Here is a 22,962-nt window from a genome sequence, read left to right on the forward strand (position 1 = left end):
ATCTAATTCTTTAATGCCTTAATCACTAAATAAAGATAAAGCTCTTTATATTTTCATTCGAATTTAAAACTTTTCAAATACTCTACAACAGGATCTTCACTTATCCATTCATCTTCACCCATCTCTTCATCAAATTCATCATATCCATAACAATAAGGATCATCATAAAGTTCCATTTCTCTTGTTTCGGCAATACCTTCTATACAAATTTTTGCACTGATACAATCTTCTTGACTTTCATTTGGTTTTAAAGCTTTTAAGGTGTTAAAAATTTCAAAAGCATCGCTGTATTGTTTTTCATATTCTTCTTTATTGAAGCCTTTTTTATTATGTTGAACATTTATAATCTCGCGTAAAGCTGTTTCTGCAGCTACAGCTAAAAATGTAAAACCATAACTTGATTCAAAATCTCCATATTCTTCGTATTCTTCACTCACAACACCACTAATATTAGCTCCATTTTTTAAAGCACTTTGAAACTCTTCTATGTTGGATTCTTCAATTGCTATAAGCAATTTATAATCAATTTCTTTTACCATTTTTTCCTCCTAAGATTTTTTATATTAGAGTCATTACTCCTCGGTAAGTTCCATAATTCTATGAAAAGCCAAAGGAGTTTTTTCTAAGATAGCAAGATAGTTTTCCTTAAGTTGCTTTTCGTGTTCTTTTCTTATTTTATCTTGTATTTCTCTTTTTTTTCGCATTTCATTCATAAGCTCTATATGTTTTTCTTCACTACCTAAAAGCTCTAAAGAACTTTTAGCTCCTGCTTTAAGAAGGTATTTTTTTATGGTTTCACTTTTATTGCCTATATTATCAAGAGCAGAATCTCCAAATTGATCAAAAACATTCACATTGGCTCCTGCTTCAATGAGTTTTTTAACTGTATTAGAATAACACCCCTCTACAGCCAATATTAAAGCATTTTCTCCATAACAAATTGATCCTTTATCATATTCTATGATTTCATTGATATCTTTCATTTTACCACTATCGATTAAGGCATTAGCAAATTTTTGTTCCTCTGAAATAAGAAACTTGTGCAATAAATTTTCACCCTCTGAATTTTTAAGATTAGGATCTGCTCCAAGTTCTAGTAAAAAATGTAAAAGTTCTAATTTATTAGCCCTTTCTATTTTAGTGGCATCAAGAAGATAATTGGTTTCAAAGATCAAAGGTTCATACCGTCCTTCCTTTTGATAAAAGCAAGCATTGATATTAGCTCCCTTATCCACTAAAAGCTTAATAACTTTTTTTGTTTTTTCTAAAACTATGCGATGATCTTCATCTTCTATTGTAAAACTAATACAAGCCAATAAAAAATTCAACCATTTTTGATCTTTTATGAATTGCAAAATAAATTCAAAAAATTCATGATCATATAATTCGTGGCCACCGAATAAGTGAGAAGCCATATCAGGTCTTTGGTATGGATATAAGTCATAAACATCTTTACCTTTTGGATTTTCTATAATATACATTGTATTTAAATCTGTTTTTTTAACATATTCTTGCCATTCTTGATAATATTTATCTTTAATACTATGCTTGATTTCTGTATCAAAAAACCATTGAAGCATAGGATTTGCTTGAAATTCTTCATAAGAGATGATTTTTTCTTCAGCCATTTGTTTTCCTTTTTTGTATAATTGATGTAGATTATTCTTAAATCCAGCACCTCAAAACTATTTTTTAATACCAGATATTATATCTAATGTAAGCAATATAGATATATCTTCAGAGACTTTGATAAACCTTTTATAAAAATAGCTATTCTTATCTATTTTCAATTTATTTTTAGCCACAACCTTTTTGTAATTATTTATATATTTATCTAAAATAATTTTATAAATAGTCGCAAATTTGGCATTATTTATTATATTGGGATTTTTTTCATCTAACGAATCAACATCTATGTTATTTTTTGCAAGATAGCTCATTATATCTTTTTTCATTTTATACAAATAATTAACCAAAGTGATAAATTTGATAAAACCAAACAATGTTATACACTCATCATTAAGCGTATATATATTTAATTTGTCATTTTTAATATCTTTTTTTACATCATAATGCCCTATGATCTTAATATAACTTGGTTTAAATAGATTATATTTAAAAATGATTATACTAAAATACCCCGCTATATTAAATATTATTCTATCATCGTTAAAGGAGGATACTTCAATATCATCTGCTAATTCATTACAATAAATACACAATAAACAAATAATGGCTTCAATATTGTTTTTAACATGATTATCTAACCTTAGATTTTCATATTTCTTTAACGTTAATTTTAATTTATGGGTTTTGTTTATTAACTTATTAAATTCACTTCTATCAATATTCACATAATCTAAACCGTTGTAATCAGGATTAAAATATGGTAGTCTGGTATTGATAAGATTATTATAAGACTCATTTACAAACATAGTATCCGATGAAATACTATCATACCAAATATACTCGGTAAATTTAATAACTGGATGATTTAATTTAAACACTTTAAAAAAATTCAAAGTGTAATAAAATCCTTGTATTGAAGAAACCCCTTGATAATTATCTAATTCTATATCAGGTAACTCTGGATTTATAAAGTTTATAAATGTTGTACTAGATACGATATCATATTCAGTAAGAGTTCTCTCTCTATCATTATTGAATAAAATTCTAATTAAATACAATATAAAACTATTATATTCACTTGATGCTTCTTTTTTGATATTAAATATATCTTTTAAGCTCACAGGTATTTTTTTCATGTTTTTCCCTTTTTAACATTACATTACAAAAATTAAGATTATTATTTAATGTGTATTTTAGCATATATTTATTGTTTTTGCTTTTAATAAAATTTAAATAAGTATATTTTTTCTTTGATTAAAATTTTATCGCGATTAAAAATGAGAAAAATGAAGTGGTGCGGATGAAAGGACTTGAACCTTCACGCATTGCTGCACCAGATCCTAAGTCTGGCGTGTCTGCCAATTTCACCACATCCGCAAAAGTGGTACGCTCAAGAGGATTCGAACCTCTGACCTACGGCTTAGAAGGCCGTTGCTCTATCCAGCTGAGCTATGAACGCATAAAAGGTTGGTACGCCCGATAGGAATCGAACCCATAACCTACAGATCCGAAGTCTGTCGCTCTATCCAGTTGAGCTACGGGCGCTCTGATGGGGTGAGTGATGGGAATCGAACCCACGACCCTCAGGACCACAATCTGATGCTCTAACCGACTGAGCTACACTCACCATTTTATAATTAAAATGGTCGGGGTGAAAGGATTCGAACCTTCGGCCCCTTGGTCCCAAACCAAGTGCGCTAACCAGACTGCGCTACACCCCGAATTTAAAAACTAGTATTCTATCAAAAAAGAAATCATAAGTCAAGAAATTTATTCTCTAATGCGTAAAAAAACTGGAAAACGCGGAAGTGAATTTTTAGTCAATCCGCTGAATTTATAAGTAATAATAGTTCCTATAGAAGGTGGATTTTTTCTATCTTGATCCTTTAAACCACTGCCTATTTTAATGATTTTGCCATCCATTGTTTTACATATCAAAGCACCGATTTGATTTTCAAACCTTCCCTTGCCTTTTGTATAGCCGATCACCTGACATTCTGCATCGTTATAGGGTTTTAATTTTAAAGCTTGTTTGCTTCTGCCTTTTTCATAAGGATTTAAACTTTTGCGTATAACTACACCTTCACCTTTGTTTTTTACAATATTCTCGTAAAATTCATTTAAATGTTTTTCATTTTCAATAGGAATTTGTGGAATGATTTTTATATATGGATTAGGATTTTTTTGTAAATATTTTTGTAAAACTTGAAGTCTATTTTCAAGGTTGCAAGGATTAAGATCGAATTCTTCACAAGCATTAGGCACGTCAAAAACATTATAGCTTACTTTTTTCCATAAATTTGCATCCGAGTGTGTTGTTCTTATGAGAGAAGAGATTAAATCAAATTGATTTCTACTTATCCAAAGTTCCCCATCAAGAGCAAAAGGAGGAAAATTTTTCATAAAAAAAGAAGGTGGTGTTATGGTTTGATTTTTTCGAGTTTTTAAAGATTTTCCGTCCCAAATTCCACGAACGCCATCAAGCTTTTCACTCATTACATATTCATTCAAATTTTTATTTTGAAAATCCTGCTTATTGAATTGAGTCAAAAGCAAGATTTCATCAGCAAAAACAAAAGAAGAGAGGCAAATTAAAAGAAAAAATCTAATCAAGATAAATGAACCATATATCCTGTAGAATCTTTTTGTATTTCATAATTATACACACCATCGAGATAAATCACAAGTCTATAATATCCTTTATGAGATCCAAAATCTATACGTTTAAATATAGAATTTTTAAGTCGTATGTTTTTAGTCGGATAAATTGCTGTGGATTTAAAATCGATAATAATCTTGCTAGGATTACCCACTGAAAAATCGCTAATAAGATCATCTTGAGTGTTTAATTTGATTTTATTTTTATAAACAGTATAGGATATAAAATCATAAATTTTTGCAATTTGCAAAGGGATATCAACTTCAGTTGTTTTATTTGTTTCTTGGCTGGTATTTTGTGGTATAGTGACAGAAACATCTAAAATTTTTGAAGGCTCTGGGGTTTTAGAATGTGTTAAAACATAAGAATCGTGCCAATTAACACTTTTATTAATATCGACGCTTAACTTATCTTCGCTACCATCTGCTTTAACATAATGAAAAGTGATACTTTTTAAAATCCTTGCATCAGAATTAAATTTAAAAGTTCTCTCTTGAAATTCTTGCGGAACAATCATTTTTTCTTTTTTTTCCACTTTAAAAGGGTTTTCATCAGCATTTAAAAAAGATATAAAAATTAAAAATATTGTCAAAATTCTAGTTTTCATTTGGATACAATCCTTTTAATTCAAAATAATCTTTTTGGGCTTTAGCATTTTGCTTTTTAAGCAAAGATATTTGTTTGGTTAAGTCTTCTTTAGTAGCCTCCAAAGAAAGCAAAGTATCTAAGGAATATTGCCCAAAAAGCATATTCCCAAAATAAATCGCTCCAACAATAACCAATAAAGTCCAACAAAACATTTTTACAATATGAACATAAAAGCCCTTCTTTTTGGTACTTTCATCATACTCTTTTAATAAATCACTCAGAGTTTCTCTCCTAAATACTCATCATTATCTAGCTCTATTTCAAGCAAACGATTATATTTTGCAGTTCTTTCCCCTCGTGCTAAAGCACCGGTTTTAATTTGCCCTGTATTTAAAGCAACAGCAAAATCAGCGATAAAGGTATCTTCGCTTTCTCCGCTTCTATGGGACATGATGCATTTATAATTATTTCTTTGAGCTAAACGCACTGTTTTCATTGTCTGGGTAATAGTGCCAATTTGATTTGGCTTTATTAAAACAGCATTGGCCATTTTTTTAACAATGCCTTCTCGCAAAATATCTTCATTAGTAACAAACAGATCATCTCCAACGAGTTGAATTTTATCTCCTAATTTTTGAGTGAGTTTAATCCATCCATCAAAATCATTTTCAGCTAAACCATCTTCAATACTAAAAATAGGATATTTTGAGCAAAGTTCAATGTACTTTTCAATCAAATCATCGCTAGAAAGGATTTTACCCTCTATGTGATATTTTCCATCTTTAAAAAATTCAGTACTTGCTACATCTAAGGCTAGTTTAATATTTTTTTCATATCCAGTTTTTTTAATACATGTCATTAAAAGCTCTAAAGCTTCTTCATTGCTAGATAAATTTGGAGCAAAACCACCTTCATCTCCTAAAGCTGTAGAATGCCCAAGACTTGCTAATTCTTTTTTCAAATTAGCATAAATTTCACAAACCGATCTTAAAGCCTCTTTAAAACTTGAAAAACCAAAAGGCATAATCATAAATTCTTGAAAATCTATATTATTATTTGCGTGGGCGCCTCCATTGATAATATTACACATTGGAACAGGCAAAATACTTGCATTAACTCCGCCCAAATAACGATACAAAGGGATATTTAAAGAATTAGCAGCAGCACGCGCTAAAGCCATAGAAACACCTAAAGTCGCATTGGCTCCAATTTTAGAATAATTATTTGTCCCATCAAGCTCTTTTAACACCTCATCAAGTTGAGTTTGATTGTAAGCATCAAGACTTATAATATTTTCGGCGATAATTTCATTCACGTTTGAAATAGCGTTTAAAACACCTTTCCCAAAAAATCTTTCATCATTATCACGCAATTCCAAAGCCTCTTTTGAACCAGTGCTTGCACCACTTGGAACTATAGCAGATCCCACACTCCCATCATTTAGCATAATCTCTGTTTTAAGGGTGGGATTACCTCTACTGTCTAAAACTTCAAAAGCTCTTACATCTTCGATCAATAACATCTCAATCCTCTTCATCGTTTTCAGAGGCACTGATCATACCTTCAACACCTATAGAATTTTGGATTTCTTTCGTGATTTCCTCAGCTATTTCAGGATTTTCTTTTAAAAATGCTTTTGAATTTTCTCTACCTTGTCCTAATTTTTTATCTTTGTAAGAGAACCAAGCCCCACTTTTATCGACAATATCAAGTTTAACACCATAATCGATTAACTCGCCTTCACGACTCAAACCTTCTCCAAACATCACATCAAATTCAGCTTGTCTAAATGGAGGAGCCACTTTATTTTTAACCACCTTCACTTTAACGCGGTTTCCTATAACCTCTTCACTTTGCTTTAAACTTGCTACTTTTCTAACATCTAAACGCACAGAAGCATAAAATTTAAGTGCATTTCCTCCAGTTGTTGTTTCTGGTGTTCCATAGCCCATAGCACCTATTTTCATACGAATTTGATTGATGAAAATAACCGTTGTATTCATCTTATGTACAATACCGGTAAGTTTTCTTAAGGCTTGTGACATCAATCTTGCTTGAAGACCCACATGCTGATCTCCCATATCGCCTTCAATTTCCGCTTTTGGTGTTAAAGCAGCGACACTATCAACAACGATAAGATCGATAGCACCACTTCTAGCGATAGTCTCTACAATTTCCAATGCTTGCTCACCAAAATCAGGTTGAGAGATATAAAGATTATCCGTATCAACGCCTAAATTTCTTGCATATTTAACATCCAATGCGTGTTCTGCATCGATAAAAGCACAAATTCCACCTGCTTTTTGACATTCTGCGATAATATGAAGAGTAAGGGTTGTTTTACCAGAACTCTCAGGTCCATAAATTTCAATAATTCTTCCTTTAGGCACACCTCCTATACCTAAAGCAAGATCTAAACCGACCGATCCAGTGCTTATGCTATCAATTTGTTCAACTTCCTTATCTCCTAGCCTTAAAATTGTTCCTTTTCCAAAAGCTTTATCAAGGCTTTTTAAGGCTGCATCTAAAGATTTTTTCTTATTGTCGTCCATTATATTCCTTAAAAAATTTTAATTTAAGAATTCTACAAAATAAAATTAAATAATGTTTTATTTTTATAAATTTTTAAATGAAATTTTATAAAATAATTTCAATAAAAAATTTACTCAAGGTTAAACTACACAATGAAAAAAACGATAACAGTCGCACACTCTCCCGATGCTGATGATATATTTATGTTTATGGCGATTCACTTTGGCTGGATGGGCAATCATTTTAATTATAAAAATACTGCTTTAGATATACAAACTCTTAATGAATTTGCCTTAAAAAATGAATTTGACGCCACAGCTATTTCTTTTGGACTTTATCCATTAATCGCCAAAGAATATGCACTTTTACGCACAGCAGTAAGCTTTGGACAAGGTTATGGGCCCAAATTGATTAAGAAAAAAAATGTTCAATTAAAAAGGAAATTTAAAGTCGCTCTTAGTGGGGCTAATACAACCAATGCTTTAATTTTCCGTATGAAATATCCTAAAGCTAGAATTATTTATAAAAACTTTTTAGATATTGAAAATTCGGTTTTAAGTGGAGAAGTAGATGCTGGAGTATTGATCCATGAAAGCATTTTGGATTTTGATCAAAATCTTTGTGTGGAAGCTGAAATTTGGGATATATGGCTAGAATTAGCCAAAGAAAATTTACCCCTACCTTTAGGTGGAATGGCTTTACGCAGATCTTTACCTTTAAATGATGCCATTGAAATTGAAAAAGATTTAACTCTTGCGGTAAAAATCGCTGATTCAAATCGCAAAATTATAGCTCCAATGCTACTAGAAAGAAATCTTATTCGTGTAGATAAAGACAAGCTTGATACTTATCTTAATCTTTATGCAAATAAAAATTCGATTAGCATGGATGAAACACAATTTAAAGCTATTGATACCTTATTTAAATTAGGATATGATTATAAATTTTATGATAAGATTATAAATGTAAATGATTATCTCATACCTAGCGAATATGAACAAGCAAGAAATTCTTAAGGGGAAAACATGGATGAAGGTACTTTAGTTGGATTAGGAGTTCAAACTTTTAAAATCACACTTTTACTATCTTTACCTATGCTTTTGGCGGGTTTAATTGCGGGTTTGATTATCAGTATATTTCAAGCGACAACACAAATCAATGAAATGACACTTTCTTTTGTGCCTAAAATCATTTTAGTGGTTATTGTAATCATCTTCTTAATGCCTTGGATGACGACTACGATGATTGATTTTACTCAAAACATTCTCAATCAAATTCCAACTTTTATTAAATGATTATTGATTTTAAAAAATATTCATCCGTTCGCATAGGCAATGAATTTGAAGTTCAAATTTTAGATCAAATCAGTGATTTTGAAGGTTTTTTAATAGGAGGAGCTAACAATTTACTCGTAAGTCCTAAGCCAAAAAATATAGGAATTTTAGGTGAAAAATTTGATTTCATTGAAATTCTAGATCAAAAATCGGATTTTTTGCATCTTCGTATAGGATGTAAAACTAATTCTAGAAAAATATATAATTTTGCCAAACAAAATAATCTTTGCGGCTTTGAATACCTTGGTAAAATTCCTGGCACCCTAGGAGGACTTTTGAAAATGAATGCGGGGCTTAAAGGAGAATGCATCAGTCAAAATTTAATTAAAATCGCCACTTCAAAAGGCGAAATTTTGCGTGAAAATATCGATTTTGATTATAGGTTTTGTCCTTTAAAAGTGCCTTTTTTTTGGGCGGAATTTAAATTAGAATTTGGCTTTGATCACGCAAAAGATGAAGCTTTAAAAAATGCTAGAAATAATCAACCTAGCGGGGCAAGTTTTGGATCTATTTTTAAAAATCCTCAAGGAGATTTTGCTGGACGCTTGATTGAAACGGTTGGCTTAAAGGGTTTTAGAAAAGGCGATGCGATGCTAAGCGATAAACACGCTAATTTTCTCATCAATAAAAAAAATGCAAGTTATGAAGATGCGATCTTTTTGATCGAACTAGCAAGAAAAAAAGTTTTTGAAGAATTTGGAATCATGCTAGAAAATGAAGTTATTATCATTTAATTTTTTGTTCTTATTAATTTAAACACAGGAAAAAATATGCAAATTTATATCAATTTAGAAGAGATGAATAAATGGCAAATCAAAGACGAACTTAGAAAAATCTTATCTCGACTTGATCCTATAAGCGCACATGAAATAGCAAAAGAATTAAGAGAGGAATTTTTAAGTATAGAGGAACTACAAGAAAAAATTAAAAACATTAATGCATAAGCGTTAATGTTTTTACTTCCTTAAGGATAACTTCTGATAGCATTTTAGGCATTTGATCTATGATATTTTGATAGTTTTTGCTTGAATTTTTAGGATCAAGAGCAAAATTTAATTTCACATTTTTTGCCTGAAGAATTTTGCCATTACTTAAAGCAATAATCTTGAAATTGATTTTAGCAACAGCATCTTTAGTCACGGTTATAAAATAGTTTGTAGTATTGACATAAAAATCATCCAAATTAACTACGATAAGATAATCTATAAATTTAGCATAAATTTTATTTTTATCCCTCTCATGTTTTAAAAAAGGGCTGACATTAATCAGTTTAGCATCTTTAGGGCTAAATCTTGATAAAATTTTAGGACTTTGATACAAACCATTTGCTACAGAATTTGCAAAATTTAGATTTAAAGCATTGATCAATCTTTTAGAAAATAAAGTTGAAAAGTCTCTAGCTTCAACTCTAAGCCCATCGGATAGATACCCAAAATTTCTTCTAAAGCTTAAAACGATAGCAAAATCTTTATCTTTATCCTTGATTAAAGCAGGTTTTTTTTCAATCAAACTCGAACTATCAAAAACAGCTTTTTGATTGTCTAAACTAGAATTAATTGGATTTTGTCCAAGATCTATCAATTCAAAATTATCTTCACTTGGCTTTAGCTTAATAATCTTTTTTTGCGACAAATCATTAGCAAAAAGATTAAAATTTAAAAACAAACTTATAAATAAAATAAAAACTAATCTCATTGATAACCCTTGATTATTATAAAAAATCTTTCAAAAAACTTTTTTGAGAAACACATATAAAAAATTGCGATCTATGCTCTAAAGGACTATAAGGAATTAAATTTTGATCCAACATCCCCATAAAACCACCATTTAAATTGACCAAAAAATCTCCCGCTGCTATATCCCAAATATTTAACCTCTCAAGACGTCTATAAATTCCTGCCCTACCTTCTAAAATAGCACAAAATTTAAGCCCTGAACCAATATTAACAGCCTCTAATTTATGTTTTTGTGCGAATTCTAAATCCGTTTTACTTAAATGATTTACACTCAATAAGGCTTTAAACTGATTATCTTTAAACCATTTTTCATCTATATTTAAAAACTCATCATTTTTATAGACTTTACTTTCTTTATGTCCATAATAAATATCTTCGGTTGATGGATTTTTAATAAGCGATAAAATAGGTCTATTCTCATGAATTAAAGAAATCATGATGCAAAATTCATCCGAACCTTTTAAAAATCCACTCGTGCCATCAAGTGGATCGATAAGCCAAAAAGTTTGCAAATTTTCACTTTCTTTTCGGCTTAGAATTTTTTCTTCAGATAAAACCTTTATATCTGTTTTTCCTAAAATATCATTTAAAATTTGATCGGATGCTAAATCAGCTGAAGTTAAAGCCGAGCCATCCTCTTTTTTCCAATCTTTTAAATTTTTTCGCTCTTGCATAATAGCCTTAGAAGCTTTATTTGCTGCTTCAATAGCAAGTTCTAACCAATAATCTAAGCGCATCACTTTCCTTAAATTTAAAACTTTAATCCAATATTAGCCAAAATATTCCAACAATCAAAATCACTTCTTGATATTTGAAATAAACTTAATCGCACTCATTACCAAAATAGCCTCAAATAAAGCTGTTAATATCAGTGCTGAATAAATTTCTTGATCAAGTACTTTTGCAGAATATCCCAATGTAGCCGTTGCGATCAACAAAGTTAAAGGCATAGAATGACCCAATCCAAATAAAACCATGTTTTTAAATCCTATCGTTTTTACAAAAACACTCGCACATAAAATTCTTAATCCCACCATCACAAGCATCAATAAAATAGCTTTTAAAACAATATGATAATTTAAAATCATCGATAAATCAAAAGTTGAACCCGTATAAATAAAAAAAATCGGAATTAAAAAACCATAACCAAAAGTTGAAATTTTATATTCTAAATCCTTTTTATGACCCAAAAAAGTCGCGATAAAAGATCCCGCGATAAAAGATCCTAAAACAATTTCAAGTTTTGTGATAATCATAGCAACGATGATTAAAATAAAAATTGCCATACAAAATCTAATATCTTTTTCGTTTTTATCTTCCCAAGGCATAAGAACGATTTTAAATTGAGGATACCACCAAAAAAGAACACCAAGAAATTTAAAAATCAAAAAGCAAAGACTTAAAAAGATGGCAAGATACAAAATGCTTTGTGCCACATCTACGATTGTTGTTTGCTCTTGTAAAAATGCCCCAGCTATCGTTAAAAGAACTATGGAAATAACCTCAGCTAAGGTTGCGACTATCATGGCTATATTTAACCAATCACACTCTTTTCCAAAATCCTTGTAAAGTAAAGACAAAAGCCCTACACTCATAACAGGAATAATCAAAACAAAGACAAAAGAAAGTTTAAAAATCCACACAATCAGTAAAGATAAAACATAAAGTAAGATAATATATAAAAAGCTTTTTTTAATGATCTCTTTATCAAGGCTAAAAAAAGTTCTTAAATTTATTTCCATACCTGCGATAAACATCAGATAATAAAAACCCACATTAGCTAAAATAGAAAAATTTTCACTCTTTCCAATAAAGCCAAAATAAGCCACAATCGATCCTAAAATAATTTCAGTGGCTGAAATTGGCAAACGTAAAATTTTAGCAATATGTGGAGAAAATAATAAACAAAGCGCTATAACTATAAGAATTTTTAAGTCAATTAAACCTTGCGTATCAATGACATTGTGATGCAAATGTAAATCCCATCTTTTTTAACTCGACTATATCACGACTCGGTTCTTCTCCTTTTGTCGTAAGATAATCGCCTATAACAATAGCACCTGCACCCGCTTTAAAAATTTCATATTGTCTTTCACCCAAAACAACCTCTCTTCCACCTGCAACCATAATTACAGTTTGTGGTAAAGCCTCTTTAGTATCACTAACAATCTTTAAAGCTTCATCAGCATCCAATTTAGGAACTTTTAAATTTAAATTATCATTAGCGATAAAAAAATTAATCGGGCTTGAAAAAGGTTGCAATTCTTGCAAAGATTTTCTTAGACTTATTCTATCTTCAAAACTTTCACCCATGCCATAAATTCCACCACAACAAAGCATAAGCCCTGCTTCTTTAGCATTAAGATTAGTTTGAAAACGACTTTCCCAAGTATGGGTGGTGCAAATTTGAGGAAAAAATTCTTTAGAGGTTTCAAGATTATGATTATAAGAAAAAATTCCCGCTTTTTTTAATTCTTTAAGTTGTTCTACACTGGCCATACCATTACAAGCTATAAGGAGTAAATCAGGAACTTCTTTTTTAACCGCCATTGCAGCTTCACAAACATATTCTAATTTTTCATCATCAAGTCCAAGTCCAGCGGTTACTAAACAAAATCCTAAAGCCTCATTTTTCTTAGCAATTTTAGCCTCTAAAACAATTTGAGAAATTTCTTTACGTCTATATTTTTGAATATCTGTTTTTACATGAGCACTTTGAGTGCAGTATTTGCAATCTTCTGAGCAATTTCCGCTTGCTATATTAGAAATAGCACAAAGCATGATTTGCATCGTTTCTCCTATTTAACAATTAAAACTCGCATTCTAACAAAAAAAGACTTAAATAAATTTCTTTTATTCTTTCATTTCTTTTTTGATTTTGCATTTAAGACATTCTAAAAAAGTACCTTTTTTTAGTTCCTTAATAACCAAATTTTCGCCACATTCTTCACATTTTTCATCACTTGGCTTATATTTAGAAATAAAGTTACATTTTGGATAAGCACTACAACCATAAAATTTTCCACGCTTAGAAAAACGTTCTACAATTTCACCTTTTTGACAACTGGGACAAATTATGCCTATACTATTGGTTTTTTTTGCGGTTGTGTTTTCTTCATTTGCTTTATTTTCATTTTTTAAATTTCTAGAATATTTGCATTTTGGAAAATTTAAACAAGCCACAAATTCACCAAAACGTCCCTTTCTTATCGCAAGTTCTCCTCCACAATCAGGACAAGTCTCACCTAATTTTGTCACCGTTTTTTGACTTGCAATCTTTGTTTTTCCCTCTTCAATTTTTCTCATAAAAGGGTAATAAAATTCTTTTAAGATATTTTGCCAATCCGCTTTATCTTCAGCAATATCATCTAAAGTATTTTCAAGATTTGAAGTGAATTTGCTATCTACAATATCACTAAAATTCTTTTCAAGCACTTCAGTTACATTAAAGGCAATATCACTAGGAATGAGTTGCTTTTTATCAATTTTAACATAATCACGACTTGTAAGTATGGAAATAGTCGGAGCATAGGTTGATGGACGTCCTATACCTAAGCTTTCTAATTTTTTCACAAGCCCTGCTTCAGAATATCTTGAAGGTGGTTCAGTAAAATGCGAATTCATTTCTAATTTTTGAATTTTTAAGTTCTCACCTATTTTAAGATTAGGCAAAATTTTATCCTTATCCATATCTCCATAAACTTTATAATATCCATCAAAAAGAATTTTTCTACCACTTATTTTAAATAAAGCCTTATCATTTTTTACAAAAACATTTTGCGTTTGAGAAATAGCAGGATTCATCTGACAAGCTAAAAAACGATTATAAATGAGTGTATAAAGCTTTAATTCATCTTTATCTAAAAATTTAGCTGCAATTTGTGGCGTAAATTCCAAATTTGTAGGACGGATAGCTTCGTGTGCTTCTTGCGCACCCTTAGCCTTTGTTACATAAACATTAGCTTTACTAGGCAAATAATCTTTTCCAAAATCTTTTTGGATCAATTTTCTTACCTTATCAACCGCTTCTTTAGCCAAATTCAAACTATCAGTTCTCATATAAGTGATCACACCCATCATGCCTTGATGAGTATTAACCCCTTCATAAAGTTTTTGAGCTAACATCATAGTTTTTTTAGGATTAAATCCTAAACGATTGCTTGCACTTTGCTGTAAAGTTGAAGTCATGAAAGGAGGCGGTGGAGCGATTTTTCTTTCCTTGCTTTCTATATTTTCTATCACATAACCGCCATTTTTACAAGATTGAAGAATCAATTTTGCACGATCTTTATTGGTAATGGTTAATTTTTCAATTTTTGCCTTATCAAATTCAACCAACTCAGCATCCAAATCGGAATTAAAAATCATATCAATGCTAAAATACTCCAAAGGCACAAAGGCACGAATTTCTTTTTCTCTATCAACTATGATTTTCAAAGCAGCACTCTGAACACGACCAGCACTCAAACCTCTTTGAATTTTTTGCCCTAGCAAAGGACTTAGTTTATAACCCACTATGCGATCCAATAAACGCCTAGTTTGTTGAGCATTGACTGAATGCATGTTAAGTTTTCTTGGATTTTTTAAAGCATCTTCAATCGCACTTTTGGTGATCTCGTGAAATACAATACGAGGTAAAATATTTTCATCCTTACCTATAGCTTTGGCAATATGATACGCTATAGCTTCACCTTCCCTATCCTCATCCGTTGCAAGATAAACTTGTGAAGCATTTTTTGCTTTTTCTTTAAGCTCTTTAACCAAACTGCTATGATCGCTTGTTATTCTGTATTCTGGTATAAATTCATCATTTTCTATTTTTATACCAAAGCTTGTTTTAGGTAGATCTCTTATGTGCCCTTTAGAAGCTATAACCTCATAATTTTTCCCTAAAAAATTACCTATAGTTTTAGCTTTAGCAGGAGACTCTACTATGATTAAATTTTTTTTCATGAGCTAGACCTCAAATGCTGATTTTTAGAAACATTTCATTATATTAATAAATAAAAGCTGAATTTAGCTAAAAAAATTTAAAAATTTACTTATAAATTGCTAAAAATAGAAACATATAATCAATTTGGAGTATAATAAAATAAAAAAGGCTTTAAAATGCGAAAACATTATCAATTTCACCCCAATGATACAAAATTAGATAAGAAAATAGTTGAAATTACCGAAAAATCTACCTTTAAAATCGCAGTATTTTCTATGGCGGCTATGACCATGTTGGGCAGCGTGGTTATTTCTTCAGCATTGCCAGCAATTAGTAGGCATTTTGAAAATCTTTTAACTCAAGCAGGTGCTACAAACTCAACAAGTTTTACTTTAGCTCACCTTGATATCTTAGTGAGATTGGTTTTAACCATGCCCGCCATTTTTGTCGTTATCTTATCACCTTTTGCAGGAATTTTAATGGATAAATTTGGTAAATTAAAATTTGTTTTTCCTGCAATGATAATATGGACTATAGCTGGAGTGAGTGGATTTTTTCTCAATGATATCTATGCTATTTTACTTTCTAGAGCTATTTTTGGAATGGCTACAGCTTTTATCATGACTGGAGCTTCAGCTTTACTTGGGGATTATTATAGCCATGGTGGATTTAATCGGCGTGAAAATGCCTTGAGTTTGCAAGGTTTTTTCTGTGCAGTTGGGGGTGCTGTTTTTATTTCTATTGCGGGTTTTGTTTCTAGTTATTCTTGGCGTTATCCTTTTTTAGTTTATGGGCTTGGAATATTTATTACTCTTATAGCTATACTTTATCTTTTTGAACCACGTTTTAAGTTTTATAATCACAGCAAAGTGGAGGCAAAAACAAATTATTGGCAATTCCTTCCTGTTTATTTTATAGGATTTTTTATTATGGTGGTATATTATATTTCTCCAACACAACTTCCTTATTATATCGAGGAGCATTTAGGCTTAGATCCTAAATACATCGGAATTTCTATGTCTGTTTCTGCCCTTTGCTATGGAGTTTTTTCGCTTAGCTATAAATATATTATGCGTTTTTTAAGCATTAAGCAAATTTATATTTTGACTTTATTTATAGTGGGATGTTCCTTTTTATTATTGTTCTTAGTTCATAACTTTATAGCGGTTTTAATGGCCTTAGCATTATTAGGAACCGGAGGGGGTGTTATGCTTGTCAATAATACCGCTTATCTTTTTTCCATATGTCCTGAAAATGCAAGGGCTAGAGCTTATGGGATACTAGCAAGTTGTATTTTCCTTGGACAATTTTTAAGCCCTATTATATCTCAACCTATAGTAAGACAAATAGGATTAGTTGATGCTTTTTTAATATGGGCTATTGTGATTTTTACGGTTTGTGCTATATTTGTATTTTTAAAACAAAAAGCTAGGGTTAATTAAGAATATAAACCCTACCTTTTCCACCATCAACTTTTACCTTCATTCCGTTTTTAAGAATTTTCATAGCATTTCTTACACTCATTACAGCAGGTAACTTCATCTCTCTTGCAGTCACCGCTCCATGTGATAAAGCTCCTCCGCTTTCTGTGATCACGCCTTTTGCAGTATAAAAAAGCGGTGTCCAAGCAGGATTGGTTGTTCGTGCAACCAAAATCGCATCTTTGGGAAAATGTGAAAAATCATCTTTAGAATGCACCAAATAAACCTCTCCTACGCTTACTCCTATACTTCCAGCCACCCCTTCTAGGATTTCACTTTCATTTTCGATTATTTCATCCTCTTCGCCTAAATTCCAAGCAGGGATTTTTTTGGAATTTTCAAAATATTGTGCTTTTTCTTTTTCTATTTCCAAACGCACTTTATCGATAGTTATCTTGCCTTCCTTATAAGCTGAAATTGTCTGCATATGGGCAAAAAATACATCCGTAGGATCTTTTATAATGCCTAATTTTACAAAATGCTTACCTATAGCCTTAACCGCCTTTCTTACTAAAATACTCAAACGCGTTGTTTCATAATGCTCCAAATCATCCAAAAGTGTATAAGTTTTTACCAAATTTAAAAGCTCATCAAAGCCAAAATGCCATTCTTTTGGCAATAATGCAAAAAGCTCATTTTTGGTATCAAAGTATATTTTTTTCTTTTGGAATTTTTTATTATTTGAAAAATCACTATTTAGCAAAAGCTTAATGTTATCAATTACTACTTCAGGTGCTTCAACCCAAGTAGGATGATAAGGATCAAATTCTATTTCCCTATGTCCGTGATTTTCTAAAAATTTTAAAAACTGTTGAGAAATTTTATATCCGAATATTTTTTCTTTAAGCTCTTTTGAGTTATATTTTTCAAATTCGCTTTTTAAAAACGGATCTTTTGCGATCAATTTAGCTAAAGAGAGCAAATCTTCATTGACTTGCGCAGTCTTGCTCTCATCAAAACTGGTTAAAATATCAAAATAAAAACTAGACTTTTCTCCTACTAATTTTTCTAACAATATTTTTAAAATTTTATAAAGCAAGCTTTGAGTTATAGATATAGCAATATTTGGACGAAAGTACATTGTGCCAAGTTTCACCACATCATCTAAAAAATCAAAAGCTTGTTTATTATCTGATATTACTTTATTTTCTAAAGCCCCTATACCTTTTAAATAATAATCCAAATCCCTCATCCATTGCTTTGGTAGTTCATAAACATGAGGATATTTTTGCAAAATTTGCTCTAACGCTATATTTAAATTTTTAAAATCAATTCCTAAATTGCCACTTTGCATATAAAGCCAAATGATATTTTGATTACCATAAATATAATTATTAAAACTCGCAAACCATTTACCTTTAAAACTCGGTAAATTCATCATCTTAAAAGAATATTCTAAAGAAATATGAAAAGCTTTATCCACATAATCCCAAGTAAAAGGAGTAATTACATTTGGATAACGCTCTGCTGATTCATCACGCGTCCATCGCTCTGCTAATGTTGTAATCGCTCTTGCTTGAAGCAAATAAAGCTCATTTTTTTCTATAGCCCATTCTATATCTTGTGCAAAAGCGTAATAATTTTCCACATCGCAATTTAACTTTGCAATTTGCCTTAATTTCTCCTCGGTAAGGCAAGGAATTTCTTGTTTTTCTTTGCTTACTTTTTCCTCTTTTGTGCCCAATTTATCTTGAATAATACAAATTTCTTTTTTGGCTATATGGGTAGAAAGTAAGGAAAAATCACTCTTTGAAAGGGAATACTCATCCACATCAAATTCACCGCTTACCACACTTTCGCCCAAACCATAATTTGCATTGATTAAAATTTCATCGTTACGATTTTTAACAGGATTGATAGAAAAACTTACCCCTGCAAAATCAGCATTAACCATTTTTTGTACCACAACAGCCATGCAAGCTTCATTTTGAAAAAAGTTTTTTTCTTCACGATATAAAATAGCGCGACTTTGCCATAAAGAAGCGAAACAAAGTTTAATATGCTTTAAAATTTCATCTCTACCATAAATATTTAAAAAAGTATCATGCGCTCCTGCAAAAGCAGCAGAATTTAAATCCTCCATTGTAGAAGAAGAACGCACACTAAAAGCTGTATTTTCATCAAATTCTTTTAAATTTTCATCAAATTCTTTTAAAAATTGTTCGTCAAATTCAAGCTCTAAAAAAGCTTTCCTTAAGATCTTGCTTTGCTTTTCTAACTTATCTAAATCTTGATAATCAAAAGTATGATTGAAACTTTCAATCAAATTTTTAACATTTTTATTATTTTCTATAAATTTGTAATAAGCTTTTACGCTAATAATAAAGCCTTGTGGCACCTTAAAACCAGCTTTTGTTAGTTTAGCTAAATTTGCCCCTTTACCGCCACAAAACTCTAAGATTGTAGCTTTTTTATCGCTGAATTTTAAAATTTGCATTGAAAGTCCTTTTTGCAAGTTGATAAGACAAGTATGCCAAAATAAAACCAACAATACAATCAATCAAATAATGATAACGCAAATAAATCGTAGAAAACCAAAGTAGAATACAAGGAATAAGCCAAAAATAAAAATGTTTTTTATCAAAATGTTTCAAAAAAAGTAAAATAAATAAAGAAACCCCGCAATGCAAACTTGGAAAAACATCGCTAAAATTACTAAAATTTGGATAAGCTTTGTTTAAAAAATCTCTAAAGAAAAATCCGTTAAGCGAACTTTTAAATTCACTTGCATAATAAAAATAAGGGCCTATAGCTGGAATAAAAATATACCCTAAAAATCCTATAGCATAAAGACTTAAAATCCCATTGTAAAAGGCTTTTGAAATTTTTTCATCTCTACAAAGATAAAAAATGAAATAAAATAAAAGTTGCACCATAAAAAGCAAATAAGCGATGCTTAAAAGCTCTGTAAAATAAGCATTGGAAAAATTATCAAAAAATAGAGATAAATTTTTAATGTCTCCTAAAATAAAAGCATCAATTAAAGCAAGATAATAATCCTTTTTACCAGCATTGATTAAGGGAGAAATTTCTTTTATTAAGGTAAAAATGCTATTCATGAAAAGAACATAAATACCGAATTTCAAACGATAATTTTTAAGAAACAAAAGAACAAAACTAGCCATTAAATAGCCTAAAATAATTAAAGTATAAATACTAAAAAATACATCAAAAACAAGCCTTAAAAACATAATACCAAAAAGACAAAGCCATAAACATTCAAAAAGCTGAATTTTATTCTTTAAAACACTCATTAATCTTCTCTTGCAAATCATCATAATCTTGTTTTAATTGCTTAAAAAATATGGCATTAAGCAAAGATATTCCATGTTTTTTAAAAGCTCCATAAAGATGAAATCCCCATAAAGATAAACCCATACATAAAAAAGCTAAAAACGGAGAAAATAAAGCTAAAATCACATAAAAAATTGTAAAAATACTTACTCCAGATAAAATTTTATAAAGACTTATAGTATGTTTTTCTTTGGAAAATTTCGCCGCAATAAAAGAACCTATAAGAGTAGGTAAATTCAACAAAAAAGTAGGTGCTACAATAATCACTGTAATTAAAAACACCCACAAGCTTAGCCAAAAAGATTTGGGAAAAATGGCACAATTTTTATATAAAAAAGCTTTATGGCTTTTATTTTCATAAGACTTCAACTTTTCTTGCAATTCTAGAATTTTAGAATTCTTTAATATTTTTAAATACAAATCATCTCTATATAATGAAGCAAAAACAGCTAAATTTTGGCAAATTTCTTGCTCTTTTTCATCTTTAAACTCTATTAATATGCTTTCTAAAGCTGTGCTGATTTGAGTATGTAAATTTTCTTTATCTTGGATACAATCCCACTTTAAATTCTTTCCTTTTACAATAAAAACCTTAGAACCCATTTTAGCAGGATCATCATAAAAAATGCTCAAGGGTGTCATTTCTAAGGTATCTTTTTTTAGCATTAAATGTGCTATTTTGGAAGCTCCGTTATCAAATTTTAAATGTTTAGGATTTAAAGCACTAGTACCCTCGGGAAATATTCCCAAAGTATTGCCATTTTGCATCAAATTTAAGCATTGTTTTAAAGTGCTAAAATTATCATTTTCTTTTATTTTTAAACCTTGTTTTAACGCCTTTTCTCTGTCTTTTTTTCTCGTGATCTCAATACCATGAAAGAAAATTTTACCTAAAAAACTACGTCTTAAGTTTTTGGCTAATAAAAATTGGATTTGAGGAAAAATAAAAGCGTATAAAAAACCATCGATGGCACCGTTTCTGTGTGATAAAACAGCCATTTGTCCCAAAGGATCATTTTTGGATAAATCTAAAAAAATAACTTTTCTAAAATAAGCAAAAATAAGCAAGGAAATGAAAAATTTAGAAATTCCTTGCTTTATTTTTTGCATTATATATTCTACAAACCTACCGCACTTAAGGTTTGATATTTACTCATATAAATTTGAGCTTCGATTTTTCTCATCGTATCAAGTGCAACTTGCACTACAATAAGCACTGAAGTGCCACCAAATTGAAAAGGCACTCCCATAAATTTCACTAAAACCCAAGGCAAGGTTGCTATAATTCCTAGATAAATAGAACCAGATAGCGTTAAACGAGAGGCTACTTCATTTAAATAATTTGAAGTTCCTTCTCCTGGACGAATTCCTGGGATAAAACCACCTTGCTTTTTAAGATTATCTGCAATATCCTTAGCATTAAATGCTATAGAAGCATAAAAATAAGCGAAGAAAATCACAAAAATAAAAGTCAAAATGTGAAATACATATCCATTAGGATTTAAAAAATCATTAACAGCTTGTATATAAGGATTTGTACTGGTTTGCAAAATGGTTGTCGGAAACATTAAAATCGCACTTGCAAAGATTGGAGGAATGACTCCGCTAAGATTGATTTTAATCGGAATATAATTCATAATACGTTTATTTTGATTTTGCATCACTACCTTGCGAGAATAAGAAATAGGAATTCTACGTTCTCCAAGCTCTACATAAATAATAGCACCTATCGTAATTAAAATCAAAACAAAAATAGCAAAAGCGGTTAAGAAATTCATCTCTCCTGAATTTACCTGACCTATAGTCCCTGAAATCGCTCTTGGAATCCCTGAAACAATACCTGCAAAAATAATTAAAGAAATACCATTTCCTATACCTCTTTGAGTGATTTGTTCTCCAAGCCACATTAAAAGCATAGTTCCTGCAAGCATTGAAATAGCACAAAGTGCGATAAACATATTTAAATTTTCTATCATAATAGCACTTGATCCACCCTTGCCGTGTAAGCTTTGCAAACCTATAGCCACACCTATACTTTGAGCTAAAGTGATCAATATAGTCGCATAACGGATAATTTGCATGTATTTTTGCATACTATCGCGTTCTTTTTTCATCTTACCGATGCTTGGAAAAGTTGCTGCGAAGAGTTCCATTATAATAGAAGCAGTGATGTAAGGCATAATTCCTAAAGAGATAATAGAAAAACGTTGTGCTGCCCCACCGCTAAAAACATTAAATAAACCTAAAGCATTATTTTGATTATGGTTAAAAAAATCCGCAATCACATCAGCATTGACGCCAGGAACTGGAATATAAGCCAGAACCCTATAAGCAAATAAAAAAGCTAAAGTGATTAAGATCTTATTCGTCAATGCTCTATTCATTATTTTGTTCCAGTGACGCTAATATTCTCGTCTTTAATTTTTGATACTAAGCTCTTAGCACTAGCACCGATAAGCTTAACTTTTTTCACAGATTTTGAAAGCTTGTGAACACCTTTGATGTTTTCAATTGTAATTTCAGCTAGATCTTTTACAGCTGTAATTTTTTCAACATTGATTACATAAGGTTTTTCTACTTTAGATGTAAAACCTACTTTTGGTAATCTTCTTTGAAGTGGTTGCTGACCTCCTTCAAAACCTCTTTTTTCATTATAACCTTTTCTAGCAGTTTGGCCTTTTCCACCTTTAGTGGCAGTTTTACCCATACCACTGCCTTGGCCACGACCTATTCTTTTAGTTTTGTGCGTTGAACCCGCTGCTTTTGTTAAATTCAT

At 30.6% G+C, this 22,962-nt stretch carries 23 protein-coding genes and 5 tRNA genes; 5 read left to right on the plus strand and 23 right to left on the minus strand.

Translation table 11 applies throughout. The features are described from left to right. Positions 1–53: 53 nt before the first annotated feature. From CQA75_RS04295 to recA, 13 genes are all read right to left on the minus strand, one after another. Positions 54–539: a hypothetical protein gene (locus CQA75_RS04295; protein ID WP_137623821.1), complete on the minus strand. Its 486-nt coding sequence runs from the start codon at positions 537–539 to the stop codon at positions 54–56. A gap of 33 nt (positions 540–572) precedes the next feature. Further along, complete coding sequence (locus tag CQA75_RS04300; protein WP_137623822.1) at positions 573–1,628, minus strand: ankyrin repeat domain-containing protein; 1,056 nt, start codon at positions 1,626–1,628, stop codon at positions 573–575. A 57-nt stretch (positions 1,629–1,685) separates the two neighbouring features. Beyond that, positions 1,686–2,765 (minus strand): hypothetical protein, encoded by a 1,080-nt coding sequence (locus CQA75_RS04305; RefSeq protein WP_137623823.1) that lies wholly within the window; start codon positions 2,763–2,765, stop codon positions 1,686–1,688. Positions 2,766–2,921: 156 nt separating this feature from the next. Further along, positions 2,922–3,006, minus strand: a tRNA-Leu gene (locus CQA75_RS04310). A gap of 5 nt (positions 3,007–3,011) precedes the next feature. Beyond that, a tRNA-Arg gene (locus CQA75_RS04315) sits at positions 3,012–3,088 on the minus strand. A 9-nt stretch (positions 3,089–3,097) separates the two neighbouring features. After that, positions 3,098–3,174: transfer RNA gene (locus CQA75_RS04320), tRNA-Arg, on the minus strand. A 5-nt stretch (positions 3,175–3,179) separates the two neighbouring features. Continuing rightward, positions 3,180–3,256 (minus strand) — tRNA-His (locus tag CQA75_RS04325). A 16-nt stretch (positions 3,257–3,272) separates the two neighbouring features. Further along, positions 3,273–3,350: transfer RNA gene (locus CQA75_RS04330), tRNA-Pro, on the minus strand. 49 nt (positions 3,351–3,399) lie between these two features. After that, on the minus strand, positions 3,400–4,239 hold the full coding sequence (locus CQA75_RS04335; RefSeq protein ID WP_137623912.1) for a DNA ligase: 840 nt from the start codon (positions 4,237–4,239) through the stop codon (positions 3,400–3,402). Continuing rightward, entirely contained in the window at positions 4,239–4,895 is a 657-nt protein-coding gene (gene cgpA / locus CQA75_RS04340; RefSeq protein ID WP_137623824.1) for an AMIN domain-containing protein, read from the minus strand. The genes CQA75_RS04335 and cgpA overlap by 1 nt, the downstream gene beginning before the upstream one ends. After that, positions 4,885–5,088: a hypothetical protein gene (locus CQA75_RS04345; protein WP_137623825.1), complete on the minus strand. Its 204-nt coding sequence runs from the start codon at positions 5,086–5,088 to the stop codon at positions 4,885–4,887. The genes cgpA and CQA75_RS04345 overlap by 11 nt, the downstream gene beginning before the upstream one ends. A 65-nt stretch (positions 5,089–5,153) precedes the next feature. After that, complete coding sequence (gene eno / locus CQA75_RS04350) at positions 5,154–6,398, minus strand: phosphopyruvate hydratase (RefSeq protein WP_137623826.1); 1,245 nt, start codon at positions 6,396–6,398, stop codon at positions 5,154–5,156. Position 6,399: 1 nt separating this feature from the next. Then, positions 6,400–7,428 (minus strand): recombinase RecA, encoded by a 1,029-nt coding sequence (gene recA / locus CQA75_RS04355; protein ID WP_137623827.1) that lies wholly within the window; start codon positions 7,426–7,428, stop codon positions 6,400–6,402. 132 nt (positions 7,429–7,560) lie between these two features. On the opposite strand from recA, the gene CQA75_RS04360 reads away from it, so the two are divergent. The 4 genes from CQA75_RS04360 to CQA75_RS09155 are packed head-to-tail and all read left to right on the plus strand — an operon-like array spanning position 7,561 to position 9,686. Beyond that, entirely contained in the window at positions 7,561–8,424 is an 864-nt protein-coding gene (locus tag CQA75_RS04360; protein ID WP_137623828.1) for a menaquinone biosynthesis family protein, read from the plus strand. 9 nt (positions 8,425–8,433) lie between these two features. Then, entirely contained in the window at positions 8,434–8,703 is a 270-nt protein-coding gene (fliQ, locus tag CQA75_RS04365) for a flagellar biosynthesis protein FliQ (RefSeq protein WP_137623829.1), read from the plus strand. Next, entirely contained in the window at positions 8,700–9,476 is a 777-nt protein-coding gene (locus CQA75_RS04370) for a UDP-N-acetylmuramate dehydrogenase (protein ID WP_137623830.1), read from the plus strand. The genes fliQ and CQA75_RS04370 overlap by 4 nt, the downstream gene beginning before the upstream one ends. Before the next feature lie 36 nt (positions 9,477–9,512). After that, complete coding sequence (locus CQA75_RS09155; RefSeq protein ID WP_171000080.1) at positions 9,513–9,686, plus strand: hypothetical protein; 174 nt, start codon at positions 9,513–9,515, stop codon at positions 9,684–9,686. Here the strand turns inward: CQA75_RS09155 and CQA75_RS04375 are convergent. From CQA75_RS04375 to topA, 5 genes are all read right to left on the minus strand, one after another. After that, entirely contained in the window at positions 9,676–10,437 is a 762-nt protein-coding gene (locus CQA75_RS04375) for a hypothetical protein (RefSeq protein ID WP_137623831.1), read from the minus strand. The genes CQA75_RS09155 and CQA75_RS04375 overlap by 11 nt on opposite strands. A 16-nt stretch (positions 10,438–10,453) precedes the next feature. Beyond that, positions 10,454–11,215 carry a 3'(2'),5'-bisphosphate nucleotidase CysQ gene (locus tag CQA75_RS04380; RefSeq protein ID WP_407920025.1) on the minus strand — a complete coding sequence of 254 codons (762 nt, stop codon included), beginning with the start codon at positions 11,213–11,215 and terminating at the stop codon, positions 10,454–10,456. A gap of 60 nt (positions 11,216–11,275) precedes the next feature. Beyond that, positions 11,276–12,451 (minus strand): cation:proton antiporter, encoded by a 1,176-nt coding sequence (locus CQA75_RS04385; RefSeq protein ID WP_137623833.1) that lies wholly within the window; start codon positions 12,449–12,451, stop codon positions 11,276–11,278. Beyond that, positions 12,432–13,268 (minus strand): biotin synthase, encoded by an 837-nt coding sequence (locus tag CQA75_RS04390; protein ID WP_137623834.1) that lies wholly within the window; start codon positions 13,266–13,268, stop codon positions 12,432–12,434. Before CQA75_RS04390 ends, CQA75_RS04385 begins: the two co-directional genes overlap by 20 nt. 63 nt (positions 13,269–13,331) lie before the next feature. Then, on the minus strand, positions 13,332–15,431 hold the full coding sequence (gene topA / locus CQA75_RS04395) for a type I DNA topoisomerase (protein WP_137623835.1): 2,100 nt from the start codon (positions 15,429–15,431) through the stop codon (positions 13,332–13,334). Between the two features lie 156 nt (positions 15,432–15,587). Between topA and CQA75_RS04400 the strand changes: the two genes are divergently transcribed. After that, on the plus strand, positions 15,588–16,853 hold the full coding sequence (locus CQA75_RS04400; protein ID WP_137623836.1) for an MFS transporter: 1,266 nt from the start codon (positions 15,588–15,590) through the stop codon (positions 16,851–16,853). Here CQA75_RS04400 and CQA75_RS04405 read toward each other — a convergent pair. From CQA75_RS04405 to rplO, 5 genes are read right to left on the minus strand one after another with little or no spacing between them, the layout of a single operon-like run. After that, positions 16,846–19,329, minus strand: a complete 2,484-nt coding sequence (locus CQA75_RS04405) for a PEP/pyruvate-binding domain-containing protein (RefSeq protein ID WP_137623837.1) — start codon at positions 19,327–19,329, stop codon at positions 16,846–16,848. The two genes, CQA75_RS04400 and CQA75_RS04405, sit on opposite strands and share 8 nt — an antisense overlap. Next, positions 19,304–20,146: a phosphatase PAP2 family protein gene (locus tag CQA75_RS04410; protein WP_171000081.1), complete on the minus strand. Its 843-nt coding sequence runs from the start codon at positions 20,144–20,146 to the stop codon at positions 19,304–19,306. Before CQA75_RS04410 ends, CQA75_RS04405 begins: the two co-directional genes overlap by 26 nt. After that, a complete protein-coding gene (locus CQA75_RS04415) occupies positions 20,127–21,296 on the minus strand; it encodes a 1-acyl-sn-glycerol-3-phosphate acyltransferase (RefSeq protein WP_137623839.1) in 1,170 nt (389 codons plus the stop codon). Before CQA75_RS04415 ends, CQA75_RS04410 begins: the two co-directional genes overlap by 20 nt. 8 nt (positions 21,297–21,304) lie before the next feature. Further along, positions 21,305–22,570: a preprotein translocase subunit SecY gene (gene secY, locus CQA75_RS04420; protein WP_137623840.1), complete on the minus strand. Its 1,266-nt coding sequence runs from the start codon at positions 22,568–22,570 to the stop codon at positions 21,305–21,307. Then, positions 22,570–22,962 carry a 50S ribosomal protein L15 gene (gene rplO / locus CQA75_RS04425; protein ID WP_137623841.1) on the minus strand — a complete coding sequence of 131 codons (393 nt, stop codon included), beginning with the start codon at positions 22,960–22,962 and terminating at the stop codon, positions 22,570–22,572. Before rplO ends, secY begins: the two co-directional genes overlap by 1 nt.

It is taken from the genome of Campylobacter taeniopygiae (assembly GCF_005406225.1).
Classification (GTDB): domain Bacteria; phylum Campylobacterota; class Campylobacteria; order Campylobacterales; family Campylobacteraceae; genus Campylobacter_D; species Campylobacter_D taeniopygiae.

Excerpts from the sequence above, each read along its gene's own strand:
- CQA75_RS04295 (WP_137623821.1), bottom strand. The coding sequence starts at position 539 with ATGGTAAAAGAAATTGATTATAAATTGCTTATAGCAATTGAAGAATCC.
- CQA75_RS04300 (WP_137623822.1), bottom strand. The coding sequence starts at position 1,628 with ATGGCTGAAGAAAAAATCATCTCTTATGAAGAATTTCAAGCAAATCCT.
- CQA75_RS04305 (WP_137623823.1), bottom strand. The coding sequence starts at position 2,765 with ATGAAAAAAATACCTGTGAGCTTAAAAGATATATTTAATATCAAAAAA.
- cgpA (WP_137623824.1), bottom strand. The coding sequence starts at position 4,895 with ATGAAAACTAGAATTTTGACAATATTTTTAATTTTTATATCTTTTTTA.
- CQA75_RS04345 (WP_137623825.1), bottom strand. The coding sequence starts at position 5,088 with ATGTTTTGTTGGACTTTATTGGTTATTGTTGGAGCGATTTATTTTGGG.
- eno (WP_137623826.1), bottom strand. The coding sequence starts at position 6,398 with ATGTTATTGATCGAAGATGTAAGAGCTTTTGAAGTTTTAGACAGTAGA.
- recA (WP_137623827.1), bottom strand. The coding sequence starts at position 7,428 with ATGGACGACAATAAGAAAAAATCTTTAGATGCAGCCTTAAAAAGCCTT.
- CQA75_RS04360 (WP_137623828.1), top strand. The coding sequence starts at position 7,561 with ATGAAAAAAACGATAACAGTCGCACACTCTCCCGATGCTGATGATATA.
- fliQ (WP_137623829.1), top strand. The coding sequence starts at position 8,434 with ATGGATGAAGGTACTTTAGTTGGATTAGGAGTTCAAACTTTTAAAATC.
- CQA75_RS04370 (WP_137623830.1), top strand. The coding sequence starts at position 8,700 with ATGATTATTGATTTTAAAAAATATTCATCCGTTCGCATAGGCAATGAA.
- CQA75_RS09155 (WP_171000080.1), top strand. The coding sequence starts at position 9,513 with ATGCAAATTTATATCAATTTAGAAGAGATGAATAAATGGCAAATCAAA.
- CQA75_RS04375 (WP_137623831.1), bottom strand. The coding sequence starts at position 10,437 with ATGAGATTAGTTTTTATTTTATTTATAAGTTTGTTTTTAAATTTTAAT.
- CQA75_RS04380 (WP_407920025.1), bottom strand. The coding sequence starts at position 11,215 with ATGCGCTTAGATTATTGGTTAGAACTTGCTATTGAAGCAGCAAATAAA.
- CQA75_RS04390 (WP_137623834.1), bottom strand. The coding sequence starts at position 13,268 with ATGCAAATCATGCTTTGTGCTATTTCTAATATAGCAAGCGGAAATTGC.
- topA (WP_137623835.1), bottom strand. The coding sequence starts at position 15,431 with ATGAAAAAAAATTTAATCATAGTAGAGTCTCCTGCTAAAGCTAAAACT.
- CQA75_RS04400 (WP_137623836.1), top strand. The coding sequence starts at position 15,588 with ATGCGAAAACATTATCAATTTCACCCCAATGATACAAAATTAGATAAG.
- CQA75_RS04405 (WP_137623837.1), bottom strand. The coding sequence starts at position 19,329 with ATGCAAATTTTAAAATTCAGCGATAAAAAAGCTACAATCTTAGAGTTT.
- CQA75_RS04410 (WP_171000081.1), bottom strand. The coding sequence starts at position 20,146 with ATGAGTGTTTTAAAGAATAAAATTCAGCTTTTTGAATGTTTATGGCTT.
- CQA75_RS04415 (WP_137623839.1), bottom strand. The coding sequence starts at position 21,296 with ATGCAAAAAATAAAGCAAGGAATTTCTAAATTTTTCATTTCCTTGCTT.
- secY (WP_137623840.1), bottom strand. The coding sequence starts at position 22,570 with ATGAATAGAGCATTGACGAATAAGATCTTAATCACTTTAGCTTTTTTA.
- rplO (WP_137623841.1), bottom strand. The coding sequence starts at position 22,962 with ATGAATTTAACAAAAGCAGCGGGTTCAACGCACAAAACTAAAAGAATA.